Origin of the sequence: Clostridium sp. LS (assembly GCF_002760435.1) — a bacterium.
GTDB lineage: Bacteria > Bacillota > Clostridia > Clostridiales > Clostridiaceae > Clostridium.
Genome location: NZ_AUUU01000083.1, coordinates 13,866 through 33,447, shown reverse-complemented (window position 1 = coordinate 33,447; position 19,582 = coordinate 13,866). Strand labels below are relative to the sequence as shown.

Genomic DNA, 19,582 nt, shown 5'->3' with positions numbered 1-19,582 from the left:
ATTTAACTAAGTTCGAGAAACCAAATACAAGATTTGGACTCTCACTTATAATAGGCCCGCTATGAGACCAATCTACTTTCTTGCCTGATGAAAAATAATCATGGCATTTTGAACTTGTTATTTTCTTTCATGTGCCTAAAAGTAAAATCAAATGTTATATATAAGTATTGTAATTTATAAGAATAACCTATATTATTATCATTGAATATTATGAGTATACTAATTATTAATTTATAGATAGTCATAATAGCGCTTTAACAAATAATTTTAATTTAGATGAGCGAGGTATAATATAAAATGAATATACAAATATTTGGAACAAAGAAATGTTTTGATACAAAAAAAGCAGAACGATTTTTTAAAGAAAGAAATATAAAATTTCAATTTATTGATTTGAATGAAAAACCTATGAGCAAGGGCGAATTAAATAGTGTTTTGAATTCAATTGGTATTAATGAATTAATAAATACTAAGATCAAGGACTATGTAAAATTAAATTTTAGTAATATACGAAGTGCAGATATAAAGACAGAATTGTTACTAAAGAATCAAAAAGTTATGAATACTCCTGTAGTTAGAAACGGTAAGGAAGCAACAGTTGGCTGTAACATAGAGGTATGGAATAAATGGATAGAAAATAGTTAGGCACATGGACTTGTTATTTTTTGAATACGCATTATTTAATGCATTTAGTAATATTCATCCTATAATTTCATTAAAAATAATGTATACAATGTAATTTTTTTAGAATACTAAATTTGAGATTACATAGGAAAGGATGAAAATGTTTATGGCAAAAGAAGGAATGATTAGGCCTGATGGAAATGGATTACACAAAAAAAATGATGTTAGAAATGTGCCGCAGGAAATACAAGGAAAAGCTAAGTCAGGAAAGAAAAAAGCATCTCCTATAGAGTAAAAAGAATATAGGTTATTATATTTTAGTTTAAAAGGGTAGAATTGAATAAAATTTTATCCTTTTATTTTTACTAAAATCATGGGTAAATTAATATAAATTTCATTTAAAGAAAAAAATTTAATAATACTGAAGCAACATAATATGTATATAAAGCATATTGTTTTATTTATTGGAAAAAAATTGATTATATTGTAAAATAATAAAAACTTCTTTTGACAAAAACTAAAAAATATAGAATAATATAATTAAATAAGTATTTTTTTGATAGATATTCGGTTTGTAAATTAGCTTTTTAAAACATTCTAATTCTTATAATATTATATAATAATACTATTCTTTTTAATAACATTATTTTAATTTATTATAAGAGGTTTATTTTTTGGGGTAAACGATATATAAAATTCAGGGGTACGATAGGTGTGAGTATTATGGAAAAGAAAACTAAAGTAGTAAGCTTTAACAAGTTAGAAGAAGGTATGGTAGTAGCTAAAAATGTAGAACAAAACGGAAGAATATTACTTAAAAAAGATATTGCTATAAATAGGCAAATGATTAAAAAAATTCAGAATCTATACTTTATAGGAAATGTTGAAGTATATGAAGAAAAAGCGGAAACGAAGACAGTTAAGAAGGGACCAAGGAAAGAAGAGCAATATAATAAAGTAGAAGAAGAATTTAAAGAGATATCAGTAAAACTACAAAAAACCTTTAGACAGCTGGCAAATGAAAATGGAATTGCAATGAATGAAATTAGAGAATTTTCACAAAGAATTCAAGATGAGTTAAAACCGAGTAGTATAGTGATTAAAAATATAGTTTTATACGGAAGTGGGACAGACTCTATTTATAGACATGGAGTAAATGTTGCAGCATTAAGTGCAATAATTGGAAAATGGTTGGGGTTTGAAAGGTCTCAATTAAATTTGCTTGTTTATTCAGCAATTCTTCATGATTTTGGAAAAACAAAAATAGATAGAGAATTGTTAAAAAAGGAATCAACTTTGAGTACTAGTGAGTTTAATACAATTAAAACACATGCGCAGGTAGGGTATCAATACATAAAGGATATTTCATTTTTAGACAAAGCAGTTTCCTATGGTGTATTAATGCATCATGAAAGGCTTGATGGTTCTGGATATCCATTAGGTTTAAAAGATGAGGCAATACATCCTTTTGCAAAAATAATTGCTATTGCAGATGTATTTGATGCAATTAATTCCGACAGAGGATATAAAAAGAAAAAATTACCATTCGAAGCGCTACAGATAGTAAAAAATGAAAGCTTAGGAAAATTAGATTATGAATATTCAAAAATATTTCTAGAGCATATTATAGGTTATTATATAGGTGAAGAAGTTCTATTAAATACAGATGAAAGATGCAAAATAATACAAATGAATACAGATAATTTAGAGAAACCATTAGTGCTAAAAAATGAAGAATTTGTAGATTTATCAAGAGAAAAAGATTTATTCATTAAAGAAATATTGCTATAATTTTCAGATATTAAATAAAGTGGGAGAGAGAATTATGGATGAAAAAAAAGAATTTCTAAGTGTACAGGAATTAAAAAGCGGAATGGTTATTACAAAAGATGTTACCAAAAACGGAAGCCTTTTAATAAAAGCAGGCTCTGTAGTAAATGAAGAAATAATATCAGGGCTAAGTAGAGTATATTTTTTAGAGAAAATTGAGGTTAGTATATCAGACGAGGTATTAGCACAAAGCTCTAAAGAAGCAGAAATGAAAAAAGTTGAAGAAACTTTTAAAGAAGTAAGTAATGGCTTAAAGGATATGTTTGAAAAACTAGGAAGAGTTAAAGAAAATAGAGTTAACGATCTTAGAATTTTTTCAGAGAAAATACAAAAGGAATTAAAATCAACAGAAATTGTTATAAGTAATGTTGTATTCAAGGGGAGTGGCGAGGATTCAATATATAGGCATGGAGTAAATGTAGCAGCACTCAGTGCCCTTTTAGGAAAGTGGATTGGACTTGAACAATCAAAAATTAACTTGCTTATTTATTCAGCCTTATTACACGATTTTGGAATGACTAAGCTAGAACAAAAAATTCCAGAAAAACCTGATATATTAATACAAGAAAGGTATAAGGAAGTAAAGAAACATGCTCAAATAGGATATAAGCATGTTGATGGTATTCAATATTTGGATAAATCTGTCAGTTATGGAGTCCTTATGCACCATGAAAGGGAAGATGGGTCAGGATATCCACTTGCAATAACTGGAGAGAAAATACATTGTTTTGCTAAAATTATAGCTATAGCAGATGAATTAGATGTTATGAATTCTGATGAAAACTATAAGAATAAAAGAGGTCCATTTGAAATACTAGAAATAATTAAAGAAAAAAGTTTAACTAAGCTAGACTATGAATATTCAAAAATATTTTTAGAACATATAGCAAATTACTATATGGGTGAAGATGTGTTATTAAGCACTGGTGAAAAAGCTAAGATATTGCAGATTAATGTGAATGATCTATCTAAGCCTTTAGTATTAAAAGATGGCGAATTCATTGATTTAAGTAAAAATAAGGATATATATATAAAAGAACTAATATTAAAATAATAAGAAATTATATATAATAAAAAGTAGCTCTTTCAAAAAGTTTATTTATAAATAAATTTGCATGGAGGCAGCTGCTTTTATTTTATATAAAATGAATTATATTTTAACATAAAATTATAATAGATTTAAAGAAAATAGTTTATAGTGTATTTAGATATGCTTACATTAAATGTAAAGATAGGAAGAGCATGTGTAGTTTGGGAGGGGTTATTTATGGGTAATGATAACACAGCTTTAAAAATGGTTTCGGATTTGGAGTATAATATTATAACGAAAAGAAAGTATATTTCTCAAAGCAATTACAAAGAAGAAATGTTAAATAAGGTAGAACCGTACTTAGAGAAAAAAAAGAAGAGTGGGTATATTATTGGGGAAAATAATTTAGAACTTTATTATGAAAAATTTATTGTTAAGAATCCAAAAGCTAGTGTGGTTATCTGTCATGGTTTCGGAGAATTTACTGAAAAATATTATGAACTAATATATTATTTTATGAAAGAGAATTATTCTGTTTTTATTATGGAACACAGAGGCCATGGCCGTTCCAAAAGACTTGGAATAGATAATTCCCAAATTAATGTTGAGAACTTTAATTATTATATTGAGGATTTTAAGAAATTTATAGATGAAATTGTTATTCCACATAGTAATAACAAAAATTTATTTTTGTTTGGTCATTCTATGGGTGGAGGAATTGGTACATTATTTTTAGAGGAGTATATAGATTATTTTAATGCTGCAGTGCTGAGTTCACCAATGCATGGAATAAATACAGGTAAAGTTCCAGAAGTGATAGCAAGTGTTGTTTCTAAAGGCATGAAAATTTGTGGAGGGGGTAATAAGTACCTTCCAGGTCAAGTTCCATATCATCGTAAGAGAAAATCTCCAAGCAGATCCACTAGCTGCATAGAAAGATATGAGTATATTAGAGAAAAGATTAATAACAATGAACAATATCAAAGTGGAGGATCATCAGCTTCATGGTATATTGAAGGCCTTAAAGCAACTAAAAAACTTGTGAAAAAAGAGTATGCGTCGAAAGTTAAAATACCAGTATTGTTATTTCAAGCGGAATATGATACTCATGTTATTCCGGAAGCACAAAATAAATTTGCTTCACATGCTTTAAATTGTGAAGTGGTTTTTTTAAAGGATGGAAAGCATGAATCCTATTCTGAAAGAGATGAAATTATGTTTTATTTTCTTGACAGAGTTTTAGATTTCTATAAAAATAATCTTTAAAATTAAATTGTTTAAGCTTGCAAATCTTTTTGATTTAACAATATTAATTAAAAAAGAACAGGATCTGAAAAAAGATTCTGTTCTTTATACATGATAAATTTATTATAATTATCTTAGAAATTGATCAAGTATATCTGCAGCTGTTGGTTTGGAACCAGAAATTATATCTCTGTATTCTTTTAATCTGTTATCTTCTTCGTCTGTTAATTTTTCATTTGATCTTTTTTTATCCATTAAACATTTAAAGTCAGCATAATTCTTATCTCCCAACCTGCCTTTTACAACACATTCTATAAGAGAATGTAAAGATTTTTGCTGATCTTCAGTAAAGGCTTCACCTTTATCCTTGCATTTTTTTAATTCTAACAATTCTTTCTTTTGTTCATGAGAAAGATATTTATAATTTTCCTCACTAAATATATTTAAGCCTCCATGCTTATCATCCTTATCTTTATGTGTATAAGAGATTGAAGATTCTGGAGTATTATTAGAAAAAGAAATGCTGGATGCTATTACTGGAGTAGAAATAGTTATTAAACAATTTAATAACACCAATGAAGATAATAAATATTTTATAGTTTTTCTATTCATGTTTATACCTCCGTAGAAATTTAATTTCAATATGTATTATGTAACAAAAATAAGAAAAATATTATTTTTTATGTTAAAATATTTAATATTTATTTTTATAAATTAGATTAAGTTAAATTTGGGTTAGTAAACGTGTTCTTGTAATAAAAAGGATATAAAATAAGAATTTGTATTTAAAATTATGTGAAACTTTTATATAATTATAAAGTACGCATGGTCAATTTCTAAAAATAAGTTAAATTTTAGTGTTTATTAATAAATCCTTTTTAAAATAAGTTTAATGAAAAATAGTACATAGTTATAAAAGAATAAATTATTTAAAATGACCTGAAAAATGAATTATGCATAAATTAATTATAAGATAATATATTTAAATGTTCATTTCTAATTAGAAATGCCATGTGTCAAATGTTTTTAATAAAGAATGGTATAAGGCGTATATAACAGAAGGGGATGAGATTATGAATTCATGGATTAGAGAAAGTATATTTTATCAGTTCTACACACTTGGATTTTGCGGAGTATTGGAGCCTGGCAAAGTATATAAGGAAGAAAACAGATTGGCTAAGATAGAGGAATGGATACCGCACTTAAAGGAAATGAGCATAAATGCAGTTTATTTTGCACCAGTATTTGAGTCAAGTTATCATGGGTATGATACAAAGGATTATAATACAATTGATAAAAGGCTTGGTACTAATGAAGATTTTAAAGAATTGTGCAAAAAGCTTCATGAAAATAACATCAAAATAGTATTAGATGGAGTATTTAACCATGTAGGAAGAGAGTTTTGGGCATTTAAAGATGTTCAAGCCAATGGTAGGAATTCTAAGTACTGTAGTTGGTTTGCAAATTTAAACTTTGACAGCAGGAGCCCAATGGGAGATGAATTTAACTATCAAAGTTGGAATGGATGCTATGATTTAGTTAAATTAAATTTGAATAATCAAGAGGTGTTAGATCATTTATTCCAGGCTATTGACTTATGGATAGATGAATTTGATATAGATGGTTTAAGGTTAGATGCGGCAGATAGCATAGACTTTGGATTTTTTAAAGTTTTAAAGAAATTTACTGAAGCCAAAAAAAGTGATTTTTGGCTTATGGGTGAAGTTATTCATGGAGATTATAACAGATGGGCAAATCCAGAGAGCTTGGATTCTGTAACAAATTACGAATGTTATAAAGGAAACTACTCAAGCCATAATGATAAGAACTACTTTGAAATAGCATATTCATTAAACAGATTATTTGGAACTGGCGGAATATATAGAAATTTATGTTTATATAATTTTGCAGACAATCATGATGTTAATAGATTAGCTAGTACTTTGAAAAGTCCAGAATATATATATAATGTATATACACTATTATATACTATGCCAGGGGTACCAAGTGTCTATTATGGTAGTGAATATGGTATCAAAGGTGTTAAGGGCAAGGACACTGATTTACCATTAAGACCAGAATTGGAGCTAGGTAAAATTGACGAGGCAAATGATAAATTATTTGAATTGCTTAAGAAATTGGGAAAGATTAGAAGTCAAAGTGAGGCTTTAAAGTATGGAAGCTATGCACAAGTAGTTGTTAAAAATGAACAATTTGTGTTTACAAGGGCAAGTGAAAATGATAAGGCATATATGCTTTTGAATTTAAGTGATAAAGAAAGTACATTGGACTTTGAATTACCTTTTAAAGAAGGTATTGATTTATTAGATGAAAATAATACTATAATTCAAGGCGGAAAAGTTAATATATCAATTCCAGCATTTTCATCAAAGATAATTGTGGAATTTAAGAAAGATAAGTAGAAAAGTTTTTCAAGTGTTTTAATAGCAAGGCATAATCAAAAAACAATATACTGTAAGTTTATTTATTTTAAGGTATATTGTGTTAGCTGGTTCTACTAATAGAAGTACTATGAGTAGAACTAGCTACCGTGTCTGACATAAAGTGAAACTTTTTATGAGAATAAAATAAATGTTTAATAAAACTAACAAAGGGGTAATAATATAATGAATTTATTAGATAATGATTATAATAATTACATAGGAAAATTAGGAGCAGAATATTCCAAAGAATGTACAAAGTTTGTATTATGGGCACCAAATGCAAATAATGTTCGATTAGCTTTATTCGGAAAAGATGGCAGGAACTATACAAATGCCCCAGTGGAAATATTAGATATGAATAGGGGGATTCAAGGAACTTGGAATATTGAAGTTAAGAGAGACTTAAAAGGTGAGTTTTATAATTATTTGGTCACTAACAGTGGAAATGAAAGAGAGGTAACAGACCCTTATGCCAAAGCTTTAGGTGTTAATGGAAATAGAGGAATGGTGGTAGACTTAAAAGAGACAGATCCACTAGATTTTAGCAAAGATGAAAAGCCAGAGTTAAGCAGTGCAGCTGGATCAATAATTTATGAGCTTCACGTAAGGGATTTTTCTATAAATGAAAACTCTGGAATAAGGCTCGAGAGAAAAGGAAAATTTGTTGCCTTTTGTGAACACGGAACTACTATTCCAGGAAGATACACAAAGACTGGAATTGATTATCTTAGGGAACTAGGAGTGACACATGTTCATTTGCTTCCAGTATTTGATTATGAAACTGTTGACGAAACTAAACTGAATGTGCCACAATATAATTGGGGATATGATCCTAAAAATTATTTTGCCCCAGAGGGTTCTTATTCTACGAATCCTTATAGTGGAGAAAAAAGAGTTAATGAATTTAAGGAAATGGTTAGATGCCTTCATAAGGCAGGTCTAAGGGTTGTAATGGATATGGTTTATAATCATACTTATAGAAGTTTTGATTCTAACTTAAACTTGGCAGTACCTGGATATTATTATAGACAAGATTCAAATGGAAATTTTACAAATGGTTCAGGATGTGGAAATGAATTAGCATCAGAAAGATATATGGTGCGAAAGCTTATAGTTGATTCAGTGATCTATTGGGCAAAAGAATACCACATAGATGGATTTAGGTTTGATTTAATGGGACTTCATGATATTGAAACTCTTAAACAAATTAGAACAGAGTTAGATAAAATAGATCCTTCTATACTTATGTATGGTGAAGGATGGACTGGGGGATGGACACCTCTTAGAGGAGAAGATTCAGCAGTAAAACAAAACCTGGTGAAATTTGAGAAAATGCAAATAGCAGCGTTTAGCGATGATACAAGAGACTCAGTCAAAGGCCATGTATTTAATATTAATGAAAGAGGATATGTAAATGGAAGGACAGGACTTGAGGAGAGTATTAAGTTTTGTATAGTTGGAGCTACAGGTCAAAAAGGAATTAATTATGATAAAGTTATATATTCACATTGGGCATGGGCTAATGAACCTTACCAATGTATAAATTATATTTCAGCTCATGATAATTATACATTGTGGGATAAATTACACATGACCAATAAAGATTCTTCGCTGCAAAAGCGCAAGAATATGAATAAGTTAGCAGCAGCTATAGTTTTAACTTCTCAAGGTATACCGTTTTTTCAAGCAGGAGAAGAATTCTTAAGATCCAAGAAAAATCAAGATGGCAGTTTTAATCATGATAGTTACAATGCTCCTGACAGCGTAAACAGCTTAGATTGGAATAGAGTTTATGAACATGAAGATATAGTTAACTATTATAAGGGATTAATTAAATTAAGAAAGAAATATAGAGCTTTTAGAATGAATTCAAGTGAAGAAATCAGAAAAAACTTAACATTTCTTGAATATGGGGAAGACTTTTATAAGGAAAATATCGTTGCATATAAAATTGAAGATAACAGTGGTAAAAATTTATGTAATACTATAGTTGTAATATTTAATCCAAATGATGAAGAGGCATTCGTAGATTTAAAAGAATGTGGATGGAGTGTTCTTGTTAATAAAGAAAGAGCTGGAGTAGAAGAGATTTATGCTATAGCTGGTAATAATGTGACTGTTCCTTCAAAATGTGCATATGTTTTAATTAAAAAATGATTTTGATGGAAGGTTTTTGGTGATATAAATGGAAGAAGAAAAGTATTTAATATTTTTAAATGATATAAATAAGGATAAGCCTAATGAATTTCAGAAAATAAATATGAAAGAATGTCCATTTTGTAATAGAGACAATCTTACTGATATTATTGATGAAAAAGGTCCATTTGTATTACTAAAAAATAAATATCCGACAATAAAAGATACTTATCAGCTGGTTATTATAGAGACCTACACTTGTGAAACTGATATGGGTCAGTATTCAGTAGAATATATGGAGGATCTAATAAGATTTGGAGTTAAACACTGGCTTAGAATAGAAGAAAGTGGAGAATACAAATCAGTTATATTTTATAAAAATCATGGACCAAGATCTGGAGGGAGTTTAAAGCACCCTCATATGCAAATTGTAGGGATTAATGATATAGACTATAAACCAAGAATAAAAGATGAGTATTTTGAAGGAATAGAGGTTCATAAAAGCGATAATTGCTTAGTAAATTTATCTCATAGACCATTTAATGGATTTACTGAGTTTAATATAATAATAAACGATGACTTATATGCATTAAATGAACTTTCATTTAGCCTAAGAAAAATAGTTCATTATCTTTTAAATAATTATTTTGTAAAGTGCGATAGTTTTAACATATTCTTTTACCATCTTAAGGGAAAGATAATATGCAAAGTTATGCCAAGATTCACAAGTTCACCACTACTCCTAGGGTATGGAATAAAGCAAATATCCAGCAGCGAGAAAGAAATAGTAGAAAAGTTAAAGTCTATATATTTTCAATAATGAATTAATTTAATAACGGTGCATTAATAATAAAGCAGTATTATAAGTTTTAATTATTATAATACTGCTTTTTAAATTTATATAATTTTTAAATTATCACTTATATATTTAAGGTTATTTGCAAATAATTAAGTTAAGAGAATAAAATTAAGGGGTGAAAAAATGGATAATAATGAACTTGATAAACCTATAACCAATAAAAAAGGAAAATCAAAAGCAACTCCGATAAAAATAATTCCATTAGGTGGACTCGGAGAAATAGGAAAGAATATGACAGCTTTTGAATATGATGATGAGATAATTGTTATAGATTGTGGATTAGCATTCCCTGATGAAGATTTATATGGAATTGATATAGTAATTCCAGATGTAACATACTTAATTAAGAATAAAGGTAAGGTCAAAGGTATTTTTATCACTCATGGCCACGAAGATCATATAGGTGGATTACCTTACATATTAAAACAAATAAATATTCCGGTGTATGGAACAAAGCTCTCCCTTGGGTTAATTGAAGGTAAATTAAAAGAGCATTCAATGCTTCATGATTGTACATTAAATATTGTTGAACCAGGTGAATTAATCAAATTGGAACAAATTAAAGTTGAATATATTAGAAATAATCATAGTATACCTGATAGTTGCTCGATTGCATTACATACACCAGTTGGAGTAATTGTTCATAGTGGTGACTTTAAAGTAGACTTTACACCTATTGATGATAAAGTTATGGATCTGCAAAGATATGCCCAGTTAGGAAAAAAAGGCGTATTACTATTGATGGCTGATAGTACAAATGCTCTTCATAAGGGCTATACAATGTCTGAAAAAACAGTAGGTGAAACTTTCGAAAATTTATTCGGTAAAGCAACTGGCAGAATTATAGTTTCAACTTTTGCTTCAAATGTTCACAGATTGCAGCAGATAAGTAATTGTGCTATGAAATATGGAAGAAAAATAGCTTTTAGCGGCAGGGGCATGGAAAATATTTCAGAAGTTGCTATGTCACTTGGATACTTATTTATTCCAGAGGACATGATAATAGGTTTAGATGAAATAAAAAATTATCCTAATGATAAGCTTACTATAGTTACAACCGGTAGTCAGGGAGAATCAATGGCAGCACTTACAAGGATTGCTGCAGCAACACATAAACATATTCAAATACAAGAAGATGATATGGTAATAATATCGGCAACTCCAATTCCTGGAAATGAAAAAGCAGTATCAAATGTTGTGAATGATTTGATTGAGAAGGGGGCAAATGTAATATATAAAGCAATAGAAGAGATACATGTATCAGGTCATGCTTGTGAGCAAGAATTAAGACTAATTCAGACTTTATTAAAACCTAAATTCTTTATACCTGTTCATGGTGAATATAAGCATTTAGCTACACATGCTAAAATTGCACAAAGCATGGGAGTAGATAAAAATAATACTTTCATTTTAGAAAATGGAGATGTTCTTGAATTGAGCAGAAACAGTGGAAAAGTAACTGGAAAAGTGCCATTTGGAAGAGTACTCGTTGATGGTATGGGTGTAGGTGATATAGGTAATATGGTCCTTAGGGATAGAAAGAATTTAGCAGAGAATGGTATAATAACAGTAGTTGTAGCCATAGATAAGAGAAACAGAATTATAATATCAGGGCCAGATATAGTTTCAAGAGGTTTTGTATATGTAAGAAATTCTGAAGAATTAATTGATGAAGTGCGAAACATAGTAACAAATGTAGTTGAAAAGTGCTTAGATAAGAATATTACTTCATGGGCTGAAATAAAAAATGCTATAAGACGAGAAGTAGACAATTTTGTTTACACGAAGATGAAAAGAAAACCTATGATCTTACCAGTAATAGTTGAAATATAAAAATAACCAGCAATAAATTTAAAATATATCATACCAGAAAGACTAACTATCCTATAGTAGCAAAGCAAAATGGTTAGTCTTTCTTTTTGTTGTGGTATATTAATAAATATAAGTGATTTTTATCTTGACTCTGACCTAAGGTATGAGTTTATAATTAATTTAAAGGATCTCCCAATAATCTTATTTTTGTAATACTAATCGTGGAGATATTTTATATTAGTTGAAAAATTTTTATTTAAATTGAGAGAGGATTGAATTGTATGAGAAAGATACCATTTTCACCACCTGATATAACAGAAGAGGAAATTGAAGCGGTTGCCAATGTCCTTAGATCGGGCTGGATTACTTCAGGTCCGCAACTTGCTAGATTTGAAGAAGGAATGGAAGAATATTTAAAAGTAAATAAGGCATTGGCGTTAAATAGTGCAACAGCTGCAATGGAGTTAGTGCTTAAGGTATTTGATATAAAAGAAGGCGATGAAATTATAACTACTCCGTATACTTATACTGCAACTTCAAGTGTTGGTATACATAGAGGAGCTAAACCTGTATATGTTGATGTTAAAAAAGACACTTTTGAAATGGATATAGAAAAGGTAGCAGAAAAGATTACTGATAAGACAAAGGTAATTATGCCTGTAGATATTGCAGGTGTACCATTTGACTATGACGCATTAAAAAAAGTGTTAAAAGATTTAAGCAGAGAAGATATTATAATATCTTGTGATTCTGCTCACTCTTTTGGCGCAAAATACAAAGGTGAACCTGTTGGGTCTCAATGCGATTTCCATTCATTTTCATTCCATGCAGTTAAGAATTTAACTACTGCTGAAGGTGGAGCAGTTACATTTAATGATAATAATTTTAGAGGACATGAGAATTTACTTCAATATATGAGATTTACTGCAATGCATGGTCAATCAAAAGATGCATTAAGCAAGCTTAAAGCTGGAGCTTGGGAATATGATATTATCAATGATGGACTTAAATGCAATATGACAGATATTAGTGCAGCCATTGGAATTGTTCAACTTAAGAGATATGATAGTATGTTGGAGAAAAGAAGACAAATATTTGAAATTTATAATGATACTTTATCAAAAGAAGATTTTTCAATAATCCCATTCACAAAAGATGATAATGGAACTGAAACATCATACCATTTATATCTTTATAGAATTAAAGGATTCAATGAGCAAAAGAGAAATAAAGTTATTCAAAAGCTAGCTGAAATGGGAATTGCAACTAATGTTCATTATAAACCGCTTCCAATGCTGACTCTTTATAAAAACCTTGGATATGACATTAAAGATTACCCAAATGCTTATGCTCAATATGAGAATGAAATTACACTTCCAGTTTACACAACATTATCACTAGAAGATGCAGCATATATTGCAGAGGAAGTAGTGAAAGCAGTAAAAGAATTATTATAACAACAAGAGGATACCTATAGTTTATTATTGTAAGATTTAATAAGCTGTAGGTATTATTTAAATATGGAAAAGTATAAATTATATATTTATTTTGATATTGACTCTAACCTGAGGTAAGGGATTACAATAAACCTAATTGGAGGGATAATATTGAAAATTGGCGAGTTTGCTAAAAGATCAGGAGTAACAGTGAAAACATTACTTCATTATGACAAAATTGGATTGCTTAAGCCTAGTGAAAAAACTGATTCGGGATATCGAATTTATTGTGAAGACGATCTATTAAAGCTTCAGCAGATTACAACCCTAAAATTCATTGGTTTGTCTTTAAATGAAATAAGCCATATCTTACATGAAAGTGGAGAAAACTTAGAAAGTATGATAAGTATTCAAAAGAAAGCTTTAGAAGAGAAGAAGAAGCATATTGAGGCAGTAATTGATGTTTTTAATAAGGCGCAAAATACTGCAAAGAAAAATGGTTTCTTAGATACAAACAATTTAATTGATATTATTAAGGTGACTAATATGGAAAGTAGAGTCAGGGAACAATATAAAACTGATAAGAACTTAAATATTAGAAGTAATCTTCACAGCTATAATATAAATAATATAGATTTTGATAAATGGTGTTTTAATCAGATAAATTTTTCAATAAATGCAAATGTATTGGAACTTGGATGTGGAACAGGAAAGCTTTGGTTTAAGAATAAAGACCGTATAGATAATACTTTAAATATTACTTTATCAGATTTTTCTAAAAGTATGATGAAAATTGCAAAAAATAGATTAAAGGATGTACAACACAATTTTAAATATGAAGAAATTAATGCTGAAAATATACCTTATAGTGATGAAACTTTTGATATAATCATTGCACAACATATGATTTATTTTATTCCAGATATAGAAAAAGCTCTAGCTGAGATACAAAGAGTATTAAAGCCCAGTGGAGTATTTTACGTGACAGCTAATTCTAGTGAATCTATGAAGGAATTAAATAAACTTGCAGAAAATTTTGCACCTGATTCCGGGTTAGACAACAATGGTTATTCAGAAAGATTTGACTTAGAACATGGCAGAGGAATGCTTGAAAAATATTTTAGTAAGATAGAGGTTGAAATTCTAAATGGAAAAATAATGGTAGATGAGGCGGAACCAGTAGTTTCATATAAAGCTTCAACAATTCAAGGAAGCACAATACTTGTTGGGGAAAGAAAAAAAGATTTCACAAATTATTTAAAAGATTATATTAAAAAAAATGGCAGCATATCAATAACAACAAAAACCTGCATGTTTAAAGCTGTAAAGTAAATATTTAATTTAAAGAAATAATTATTTTAAAAGTTAAATATGTGATAAATATATTTCTAAGAAATGAGAGGGGGAGAAAAGTGAATATTCCATTAGTAGATTTAAAAGCTCAATATAAAACAATTGAGGAAAAAGTAATGAAAGCCGTAAGTGAAGTGCTTACATCAGCAAACTATATTATGGGAAAAGATGTAATAGAATTTGAAAATGAATTTGCAGAATATGTTGGAGCTAGATATGCAATATCAGTTGGAAACGGAACAGATGCTTTAGTTATTGCTCTTATAGCCTGTGGAATTAAAGAAGGTGATGAAGTAATTACAACGCCATTTACATTTTTTTCTACAGCAGAAAGTATTTCCGCTGTAGGAGCTACTCCTGTTTTTGTAGATGTAGAAAAAGATACTTATAATATTGACCCATCAAAGATAGAAGAAAAGATTACTGAAAAAACAAAGGCAATTATGCCGGTTCATATCTTTGGACAACCAGCAAAGATGGATGAAATAATGGCTATTGCAAAAAAGTATAACTTGAAAGTTATAGAAGATGCAGCTCAAGCAGTTGGTGCTGAGTATAAAGAGAAAAAAGTTGGAACTTTAGGAGATATAGGATGTTTTTCGTTTTTTCCAACTAAAAACCTTGGATGTGCAGGAGATGGTGGAATTATAACAACATCTGATGATAACTTAGCTACAATTGTTATGGCACTTAGAACTCATGGAAGTGGCGAGAATGGGCAAAGGGCTTATAATTTATTAAATAAAATAAATGAAGAGATTAATTCTTCGGAAGAACATGACGATACAGTATATAATCCATTAAAGTACTATAACTATTTAATTGGCTTTAATTCGCGATTAGATACAATTCAAGCAGCGATTTTAAGAATTAAATTACGTTGTATTGACAATTGGAATAAGATAAGAAGGCAAAATGCCAAAATGTATGATGAAAAATTAAAGAAAACGTCGCTAACACTGCCAAAAGTAATAGCTGAAGGTAAATCTGCATACAATATGTACGTGGTTCAATCGGAAAACAGAGATAATGTTATTAATAGATTAAAAGAAAAAGGTATAAGTGCTGGAGTTTATTATCCAATACCAATGCACTTGCAAAAAGTTTATAAGGATTTGGCATATAAAGAAGGAGATATGCCAATAGCTGAATATTTATCTCATAGAACTTTTGCAATACCTATATTTCCAGAATTGAATAAAGATCAAAAGGAATATATAGTTAACACTATTATAAACTATGAAAAGCAATGAGGTTTTAAAATAATACGAAAAGTGAAGAAAATAAGAGAGAAAACTAATAAAGAATAGGTAATTTATTTTAATTGCAAAATATATAATTAAAGAAAAAAATAAAAACAAAAATAAACTTTGACCTTCTTTGACCTTTTTAATATAATTAACTTGTAAATACAAATAATAAACGCAACAACAAAACAAGTAATAATTTAAGGAGGTTTTAGTATGTTTGGATTGATACCTTTTAGAACTAATAGTTTAGATAAGAAGGGAGGTTCATTTGACGATTTCTTTAATGGATTTTTTAATGATGATTTCTTTTCACCAATGAGCTTTGGTTTTGGAAATAGCCAAAAATTCAATGCAGATATAAGAGAAACCCAAAATGAATACTTAGTATCTGCTGAGCTACCAGGTGTTAAAAAAGAAGATATAAACCTTGAATATAGAGACAATACATTAATCATTTCTGCAAAGAGAAATGAAGAAATTAACGAAGAAAAAGATAATTATATTAGAAGAGAAAGAACCTACGGACAAATATCAAGAGCATTTCATGTAGAAAATGTTGATAAATCAAGAATTTCTGCAAGATTTGAAAATGGTGAATTACAAATTATTTTACCTAAATCAAATGAAGCTATTAGGGAAGACAATAGAATTTTAATTCAATAGGCAAATACAAATTATTTAAACTCAATTCTGGTTGTCCTTCTAAGGGTTTCATATTATATATATTAATAACTTTATAAGTAGTAGAGAATTCCATTTAAATATGAATTCTCTACTATTTGTTTTTATGGAATAAGTATATATTTAGTAGTAAAATATTAGTAATTATAGTTTTAAAGGATGTATAGGTAATGGACAAAGGTTTTATTAAAAGTAAAATAAATATCCCTAAGGTAAAAGACAAATTAGTAAAAAGAGAAGCTTTATTTGACAAATTAAATGAGGCTATAAATTACAAGCTCACATTGGTTACTGCGCCAGCTGGCTTTGGAAAAAGTACATTAATATCCTCATGGATAAATTTTGAGGTTAAGAATAAATATTTTGTTTCTTGGATATCACTTGATGAAAGAGATAGTAATCCATTATTTTTTTGGAAGTATATACTTTATGCAATTAATGAAATACAAGAAGGGGTTGTGGAAAATTCCTTTTTAGCAATTAATTCTTTTAAATTTAAATATGATTTTGAAATGGAGATAATATCCGTAATTATAAACGATCTCTGTAAGCTAGAGAAGGAATTATTTATTGTACTAGATGATTTATATTTAATTAGGGATAAGGAAATATATCAAGGATTGAAGTATTTTATAAGAAATATGCCGCCAAATGTTCACATCATAATACTGAGCAGAGCTATTCCTGAAATTGGACTAGCAAGACTTAGAGCAACAGATTGCCTGCTTCAATTATGCCAGGAAGATTTATCTTTTGATAAGAAAGAAATAGAGGTATTTTTTAGTGATGTTATGAGAGTTGATATATCTAATAATATTGCCAATATATTGGAAAAGAGGACAGAAGGCTGGGCAGCAGGACTTCAAATGGCTGCGATTTCTTTGAAAAATAATAATGATGAGGAAAACATTATAAAATATTTCAATGGTGATCACAAATTTGTTTTAGAATATTTAATGGAGGAGGTATTTAATTTATTAGACAAAGAAGTGCAAGAATTTTTAATGAAAACATCAATATTAGATGAAATGAATAGTGAATTATGCAATAGTGTTGTAAATATTGAAAATAGCCAGTTCCTTTTGGAAAAATTAGATACTGAAAATCTATTTATTATATCACTAGATGAAATTAAAGAATGGTATAGATATCATCATTTATTTAAAGATTTTTTGAGAAATAGAAGAGATGTTTATATGGTAAATAGTTTATTTAATCTTTATAATTCTGCTGCAAAATGGTATAAAAATAATGAATTTTATCCTCAGGCAATAGATTTTTATTTAAAAGCTAATAATTACGATGAAGCAATATTTATAATAGAAAAAATTGATATGGATTTAATGTTTTGTGGTGAAATGAAAAAAGTTTATGAGTGGTATATGGCTATTCCGAAATCTAAATTTCATAATAATTTAAGACTTTGTATTAATGCCGCATGGTATACAGCTGCTAATGGAAATAATGAAGATACTAAGTTTTACCTAAATCATATTGAAGAACTTTTAAAAATACATAATAATGATGACATAGAACTTTATAAAAAGGAAGTAATGATTATAAGAGCTATGGTATCTGTGCTGGAAAAAGACAGCAGGAAAACTATAGAATATTTGAAAAAGGCAAAAGATTGTGGATATAAACATGAGCTTTTAAAAGCAGTAGCGGCTTTGCTAGAGGGAACTGCATATATTTATGAAGGAGAGGTACTTAAAGCTTTAAATTACTTTGATGAGGCTCTTGAAATTAGTAAAAATATAAATAATTATTATATTGCTGCTATGTCTAATAGAAGCATAATTATATCTAAGATGTTTCGAGGCAGACTTTATGAAGCTGAAAATCAATCTATGAAATTTCTTGACTATCTAAATTGTAGAAATTCAGGAGGAATACCTATAGCAGGAGTTATTTATAATGATTTAGCGGAAATAAATTATGAATGGAGTAATATAAGTAAGTCTCTAGAGTATGTAAAAAAGGCTATTGAGCTTGGCAAAAAGGGAGAAGTTAGCTGGGTATTGTGTAGAAGTTATATAATTTTAGCAGAAATATTTTTTATAAGCTTTAATACAGAGCAGGCTATGGAGTATATTAAGAAAGCTGAAAGTATAGTAGAAAATTCTAAGCTATTCGATGCGGGTACAAATCTTGAAGTTATAAAACAAAACATTTATCTAAGAAGTGGTAATTTAAAAGATTTTGAAAAGTTTTTAGATAATGAAATTTTTAATGGGCCAGCAAAACACAATATAGAATATCTCCATTATTATGTAACTAAGTTACGATATTATGTCTTAACCAATAACTTAGAAAAAGGAGAGGAACTAGCTAAGAACCTTTGTAATAATTTTAAAGGTAAAAAGATTCATAAAATAATAGCTGAAGTATTAATATTGAAAAGTATTATACACGGAAAAAACAATGCTATGCAGGAAGCATTAGAGACTTTAATAGAAGCAATTAACATTTCAGCTGAAGAAAATTATTTGAGAATCTTTATAAATGAAGGTGATAATTTAAAAAATATTATATTTAAATTAAAGGATAAATTACAATTTAGCCTAAAAGAAGAGTCTAAGATATTTCTCAGCAAAATAATTAAGAATCTTGAACAGAATAATGCTATTCAAAAAATAGATGTAAAAAATGATATGTTAAGTTCCAGAGAAATGGAGATTCTTAAGTATTTACAAGCAGGATTAACTAATCTAGAAATATCAAATTCATTATTTGTATCAGTAAATACAGTAAAAACACATTTATTAAATATATACACAAAGCTAGATGTTCATAGTAGGACAGAGGCTCTGGCGAAGGCAAGTGAATTAGGAATTATAAAAGGGTGATAAAATAAATCACCCTTTTTATTCATACTTGTG

General features: G+C 28.5%; 15 protein-coding genes. 14 read left to right on the top strand and 1 reads right to left on the bottom strand.

Going from position 1 to position 19,582, the window contains the following annotated elements; genetic code table 11:
* Positions 1-297 precede the first annotated feature (297 nt).
* The 5 genes from COL3_RS18260 (at position 298) to COL3_RS18245 (ending at position 4,750) form a co-directional block, all read left to right on the top strand.
* Positions 298-645 carry an arsenate reductase family protein gene (locus tag COL3_RS18260; protein WP_008423478.1) on the top strand — a complete coding sequence of 116 codons (348 nt, stop codon included), beginning with the start codon at positions 298-300 and terminating at the stop codon, positions 643-645.
* Between the two features lie 145 nt (positions 646-790).
* Positions 791-919, top strand: coding sequence for a hypothetical protein (locus COL3_RS29610; RefSeq protein WP_278286685.1), 129 nt, complete (start codon positions 791-793; stop codon positions 917-919).
* A 428-nt stretch (positions 920-1,347) separates the two neighbouring features.
* Complete coding sequence (locus tag COL3_RS18255; protein WP_008423481.1) at positions 1,348-2,415, top strand: HD-GYP domain-containing protein; 1,068 nt, start codon at positions 1,348-1,350, stop codon at positions 2,413-2,415.
* Between the two features lie 34 nt (positions 2,416-2,449).
* A complete protein-coding gene (locus COL3_RS18250) occupies positions 2,450-3,508 on the top strand; it encodes an HD domain-containing phosphohydrolase (protein ID WP_008423482.1) in 1,059 nt (352 codons plus the stop codon).
* A gap of 213 nt (positions 3,509-3,721) precedes the next feature.
* Positions 3,722-4,750 carry an alpha/beta hydrolase gene (locus tag COL3_RS18245; protein ID WP_099716683.1) on the top strand — a complete coding sequence of 343 codons (1,029 nt, stop codon included), beginning with the start codon at positions 3,722-3,724 and terminating at the stop codon, positions 4,748-4,750.
* Between the two features lie 108 nt (positions 4,751-4,858).
* Here COL3_RS18245 and COL3_RS18240 read toward each other — a convergent pair whose 3' ends face one another.
* Positions 4,859-5,341 (bottom strand): hypothetical protein, encoded by a 483-nt coding sequence (locus tag COL3_RS18240; RefSeq protein WP_008423484.1) that lies wholly within the window; start codon positions 5,339-5,341, stop codon positions 4,859-4,861.
* 461 nt (positions 5,342-5,802) lie between these two features.
* On the opposite strand from COL3_RS18240, the gene COL3_RS18235 reads away from it, so the two are divergent.
* From COL3_RS18235 to COL3_RS18195, 9 genes are all read left to right on the top strand, one after another.
* On the top strand, positions 5,803-7,152 hold the full coding sequence (locus COL3_RS18235; RefSeq protein ID WP_008423485.1) for an alpha-amylase family glycosyl hydrolase: 1,350 nt from the start codon (positions 5,803-5,805) through the stop codon (positions 7,150-7,152).
* 204 nt (positions 7,153-7,356) lie between these two features.
* Positions 7,357-9,330, top strand: a complete 1,974-nt coding sequence (gene pulA, locus COL3_RS18230) for a type I pullulanase (protein WP_008423487.1) — start codon at positions 7,357-7,359, stop codon at positions 9,328-9,330.
* Between the two features lie 28 nt (positions 9,331-9,358).
* A complete protein-coding gene (locus tag COL3_RS18225) occupies positions 9,359-10,129 on the top strand; it encodes a DUF4931 domain-containing protein (RefSeq protein ID WP_008423489.1) in 771 nt (256 codons plus the stop codon).
* Positions 10,130-10,291: 162 nt separating this feature from the next.
* Positions 10,292-12,001, top strand: coding sequence for a ribonuclease J (locus COL3_RS18220; protein ID WP_008423490.1), 1,710 nt, complete (start codon positions 10,292-10,294; stop codon positions 11,999-12,001).
* A 260-nt stretch (positions 12,002-12,261) separates the two neighbouring features.
* Positions 12,262-13,437, top strand: a complete 1,176-nt coding sequence (locus COL3_RS18215) for a DegT/DnrJ/EryC1/StrS aminotransferase family protein (protein ID WP_008423491.1) — start codon at positions 12,262-12,264, stop codon at positions 13,435-13,437.
* Between the two features lie 150 nt (positions 13,438-13,587).
* Positions 13,588-14,748, top strand: coding sequence for a methyltransferase domain-containing protein (locus tag COL3_RS18210; RefSeq protein ID WP_008423492.1), 1,161 nt, complete (start codon positions 13,588-13,590; stop codon positions 14,746-14,748).
* Positions 14,749-14,828: 80 nt separating this feature from the next.
* Complete coding sequence (locus COL3_RS18205) at positions 14,829-16,022, top strand: DegT/DnrJ/EryC1/StrS family aminotransferase (RefSeq protein WP_008423493.1); 1,194 nt, start codon at positions 14,829-14,831, stop codon at positions 16,020-16,022.
* Positions 16,023-16,232: 210 nt separating this feature from the next.
* A complete protein-coding gene (locus COL3_RS18200; protein WP_008423494.1) occupies positions 16,233-16,682 on the top strand; it encodes an Hsp20/alpha crystallin family protein in 450 nt (149 codons plus the stop codon).
* Between the two features lie 188 nt (positions 16,683-16,870).
* A complete protein-coding gene (locus tag COL3_RS18195; RefSeq protein WP_008423496.1) occupies positions 16,871-19,549 on the top strand; it encodes a LuxR C-terminal-related transcriptional regulator in 2,679 nt (892 codons plus the stop codon).
* The last annotated feature ends 33 nt before the right edge of the window (positions 19,550-19,582 follow it).

What these genes read in the sequence shown, in the direction of transcription:
- pulA (WP_008423487.1), top strand. Translation starts at nt 7,357, where the DNA reads ATGAATTTATTAGATAATGATTATAATAATTACATAGGAAAATTAGGA.
- COL3_RS18235 (WP_008423485.1), top strand. Translation starts at nt 5,803, where the DNA reads ATGAATTCATGGATTAGAGAAAGTATATTTTATCAGTTCTACACACTT.
- COL3_RS18195 (WP_008423496.1), top strand. Translation starts at nt 16,871, where the DNA reads ATGGACAAAGGTTTTATTAAAAGTAAAATAAATATCCCTAAGGTAAAA.
- COL3_RS18250 (WP_008423482.1), top strand. Translation starts at nt 2,450, where the DNA reads ATGGATGAAAAAAAAGAATTTCTAAGTGTACAGGAATTAAAAAGCGGA.
- COL3_RS18220 (WP_008423490.1), top strand. Translation starts at nt 10,292, where the DNA reads ATGGATAATAATGAACTTGATAAACCTATAACCAATAAAAAAGGAAAA.
- COL3_RS18245 (WP_099716683.1), top strand. Translation starts at nt 3,722, where the DNA reads ATGGGTAATGATAACACAGCTTTAAAAATGGTTTCGGATTTGGAGTAT.
- COL3_RS18225 (WP_008423489.1), top strand. Translation starts at nt 9,359, where the DNA reads ATGGAAGAAGAAAAGTATTTAATATTTTTAAATGATATAAATAAGGAT.
- COL3_RS18260 (WP_008423478.1), top strand. Translation starts at nt 298, where the DNA reads ATGAATATACAAATATTTGGAACAAAGAAATGTTTTGATACAAAAAAA.
- COL3_RS18255 (WP_008423481.1), top strand. Translation starts at nt 1,348, where the DNA reads ATGGAAAAGAAAACTAAAGTAGTAAGCTTTAACAAGTTAGAAGAAGGT.
- COL3_RS18240 (WP_008423484.1), bottom strand. Translation starts at nt 5,341, where the DNA reads ATGAATAGAAAAACTATAAAATATTTATTATCTTCATTGGTGTTATTA.
- COL3_RS18215 (WP_008423491.1), top strand. Translation starts at nt 12,262, where the DNA reads ATGAGAAAGATACCATTTTCACCACCTGATATAACAGAAGAGGAAATT.
- COL3_RS29610 (WP_278286685.1), top strand. Translation starts at nt 791, where the DNA reads ATGGCAAAAGAAGGAATGATTAGGCCTGATGGAAATGGATTACACAAA.
- COL3_RS18200 (WP_008423494.1), top strand. Translation starts at nt 16,233, where the DNA reads ATGTTTGGATTGATACCTTTTAGAACTAATAGTTTAGATAAGAAGGGA.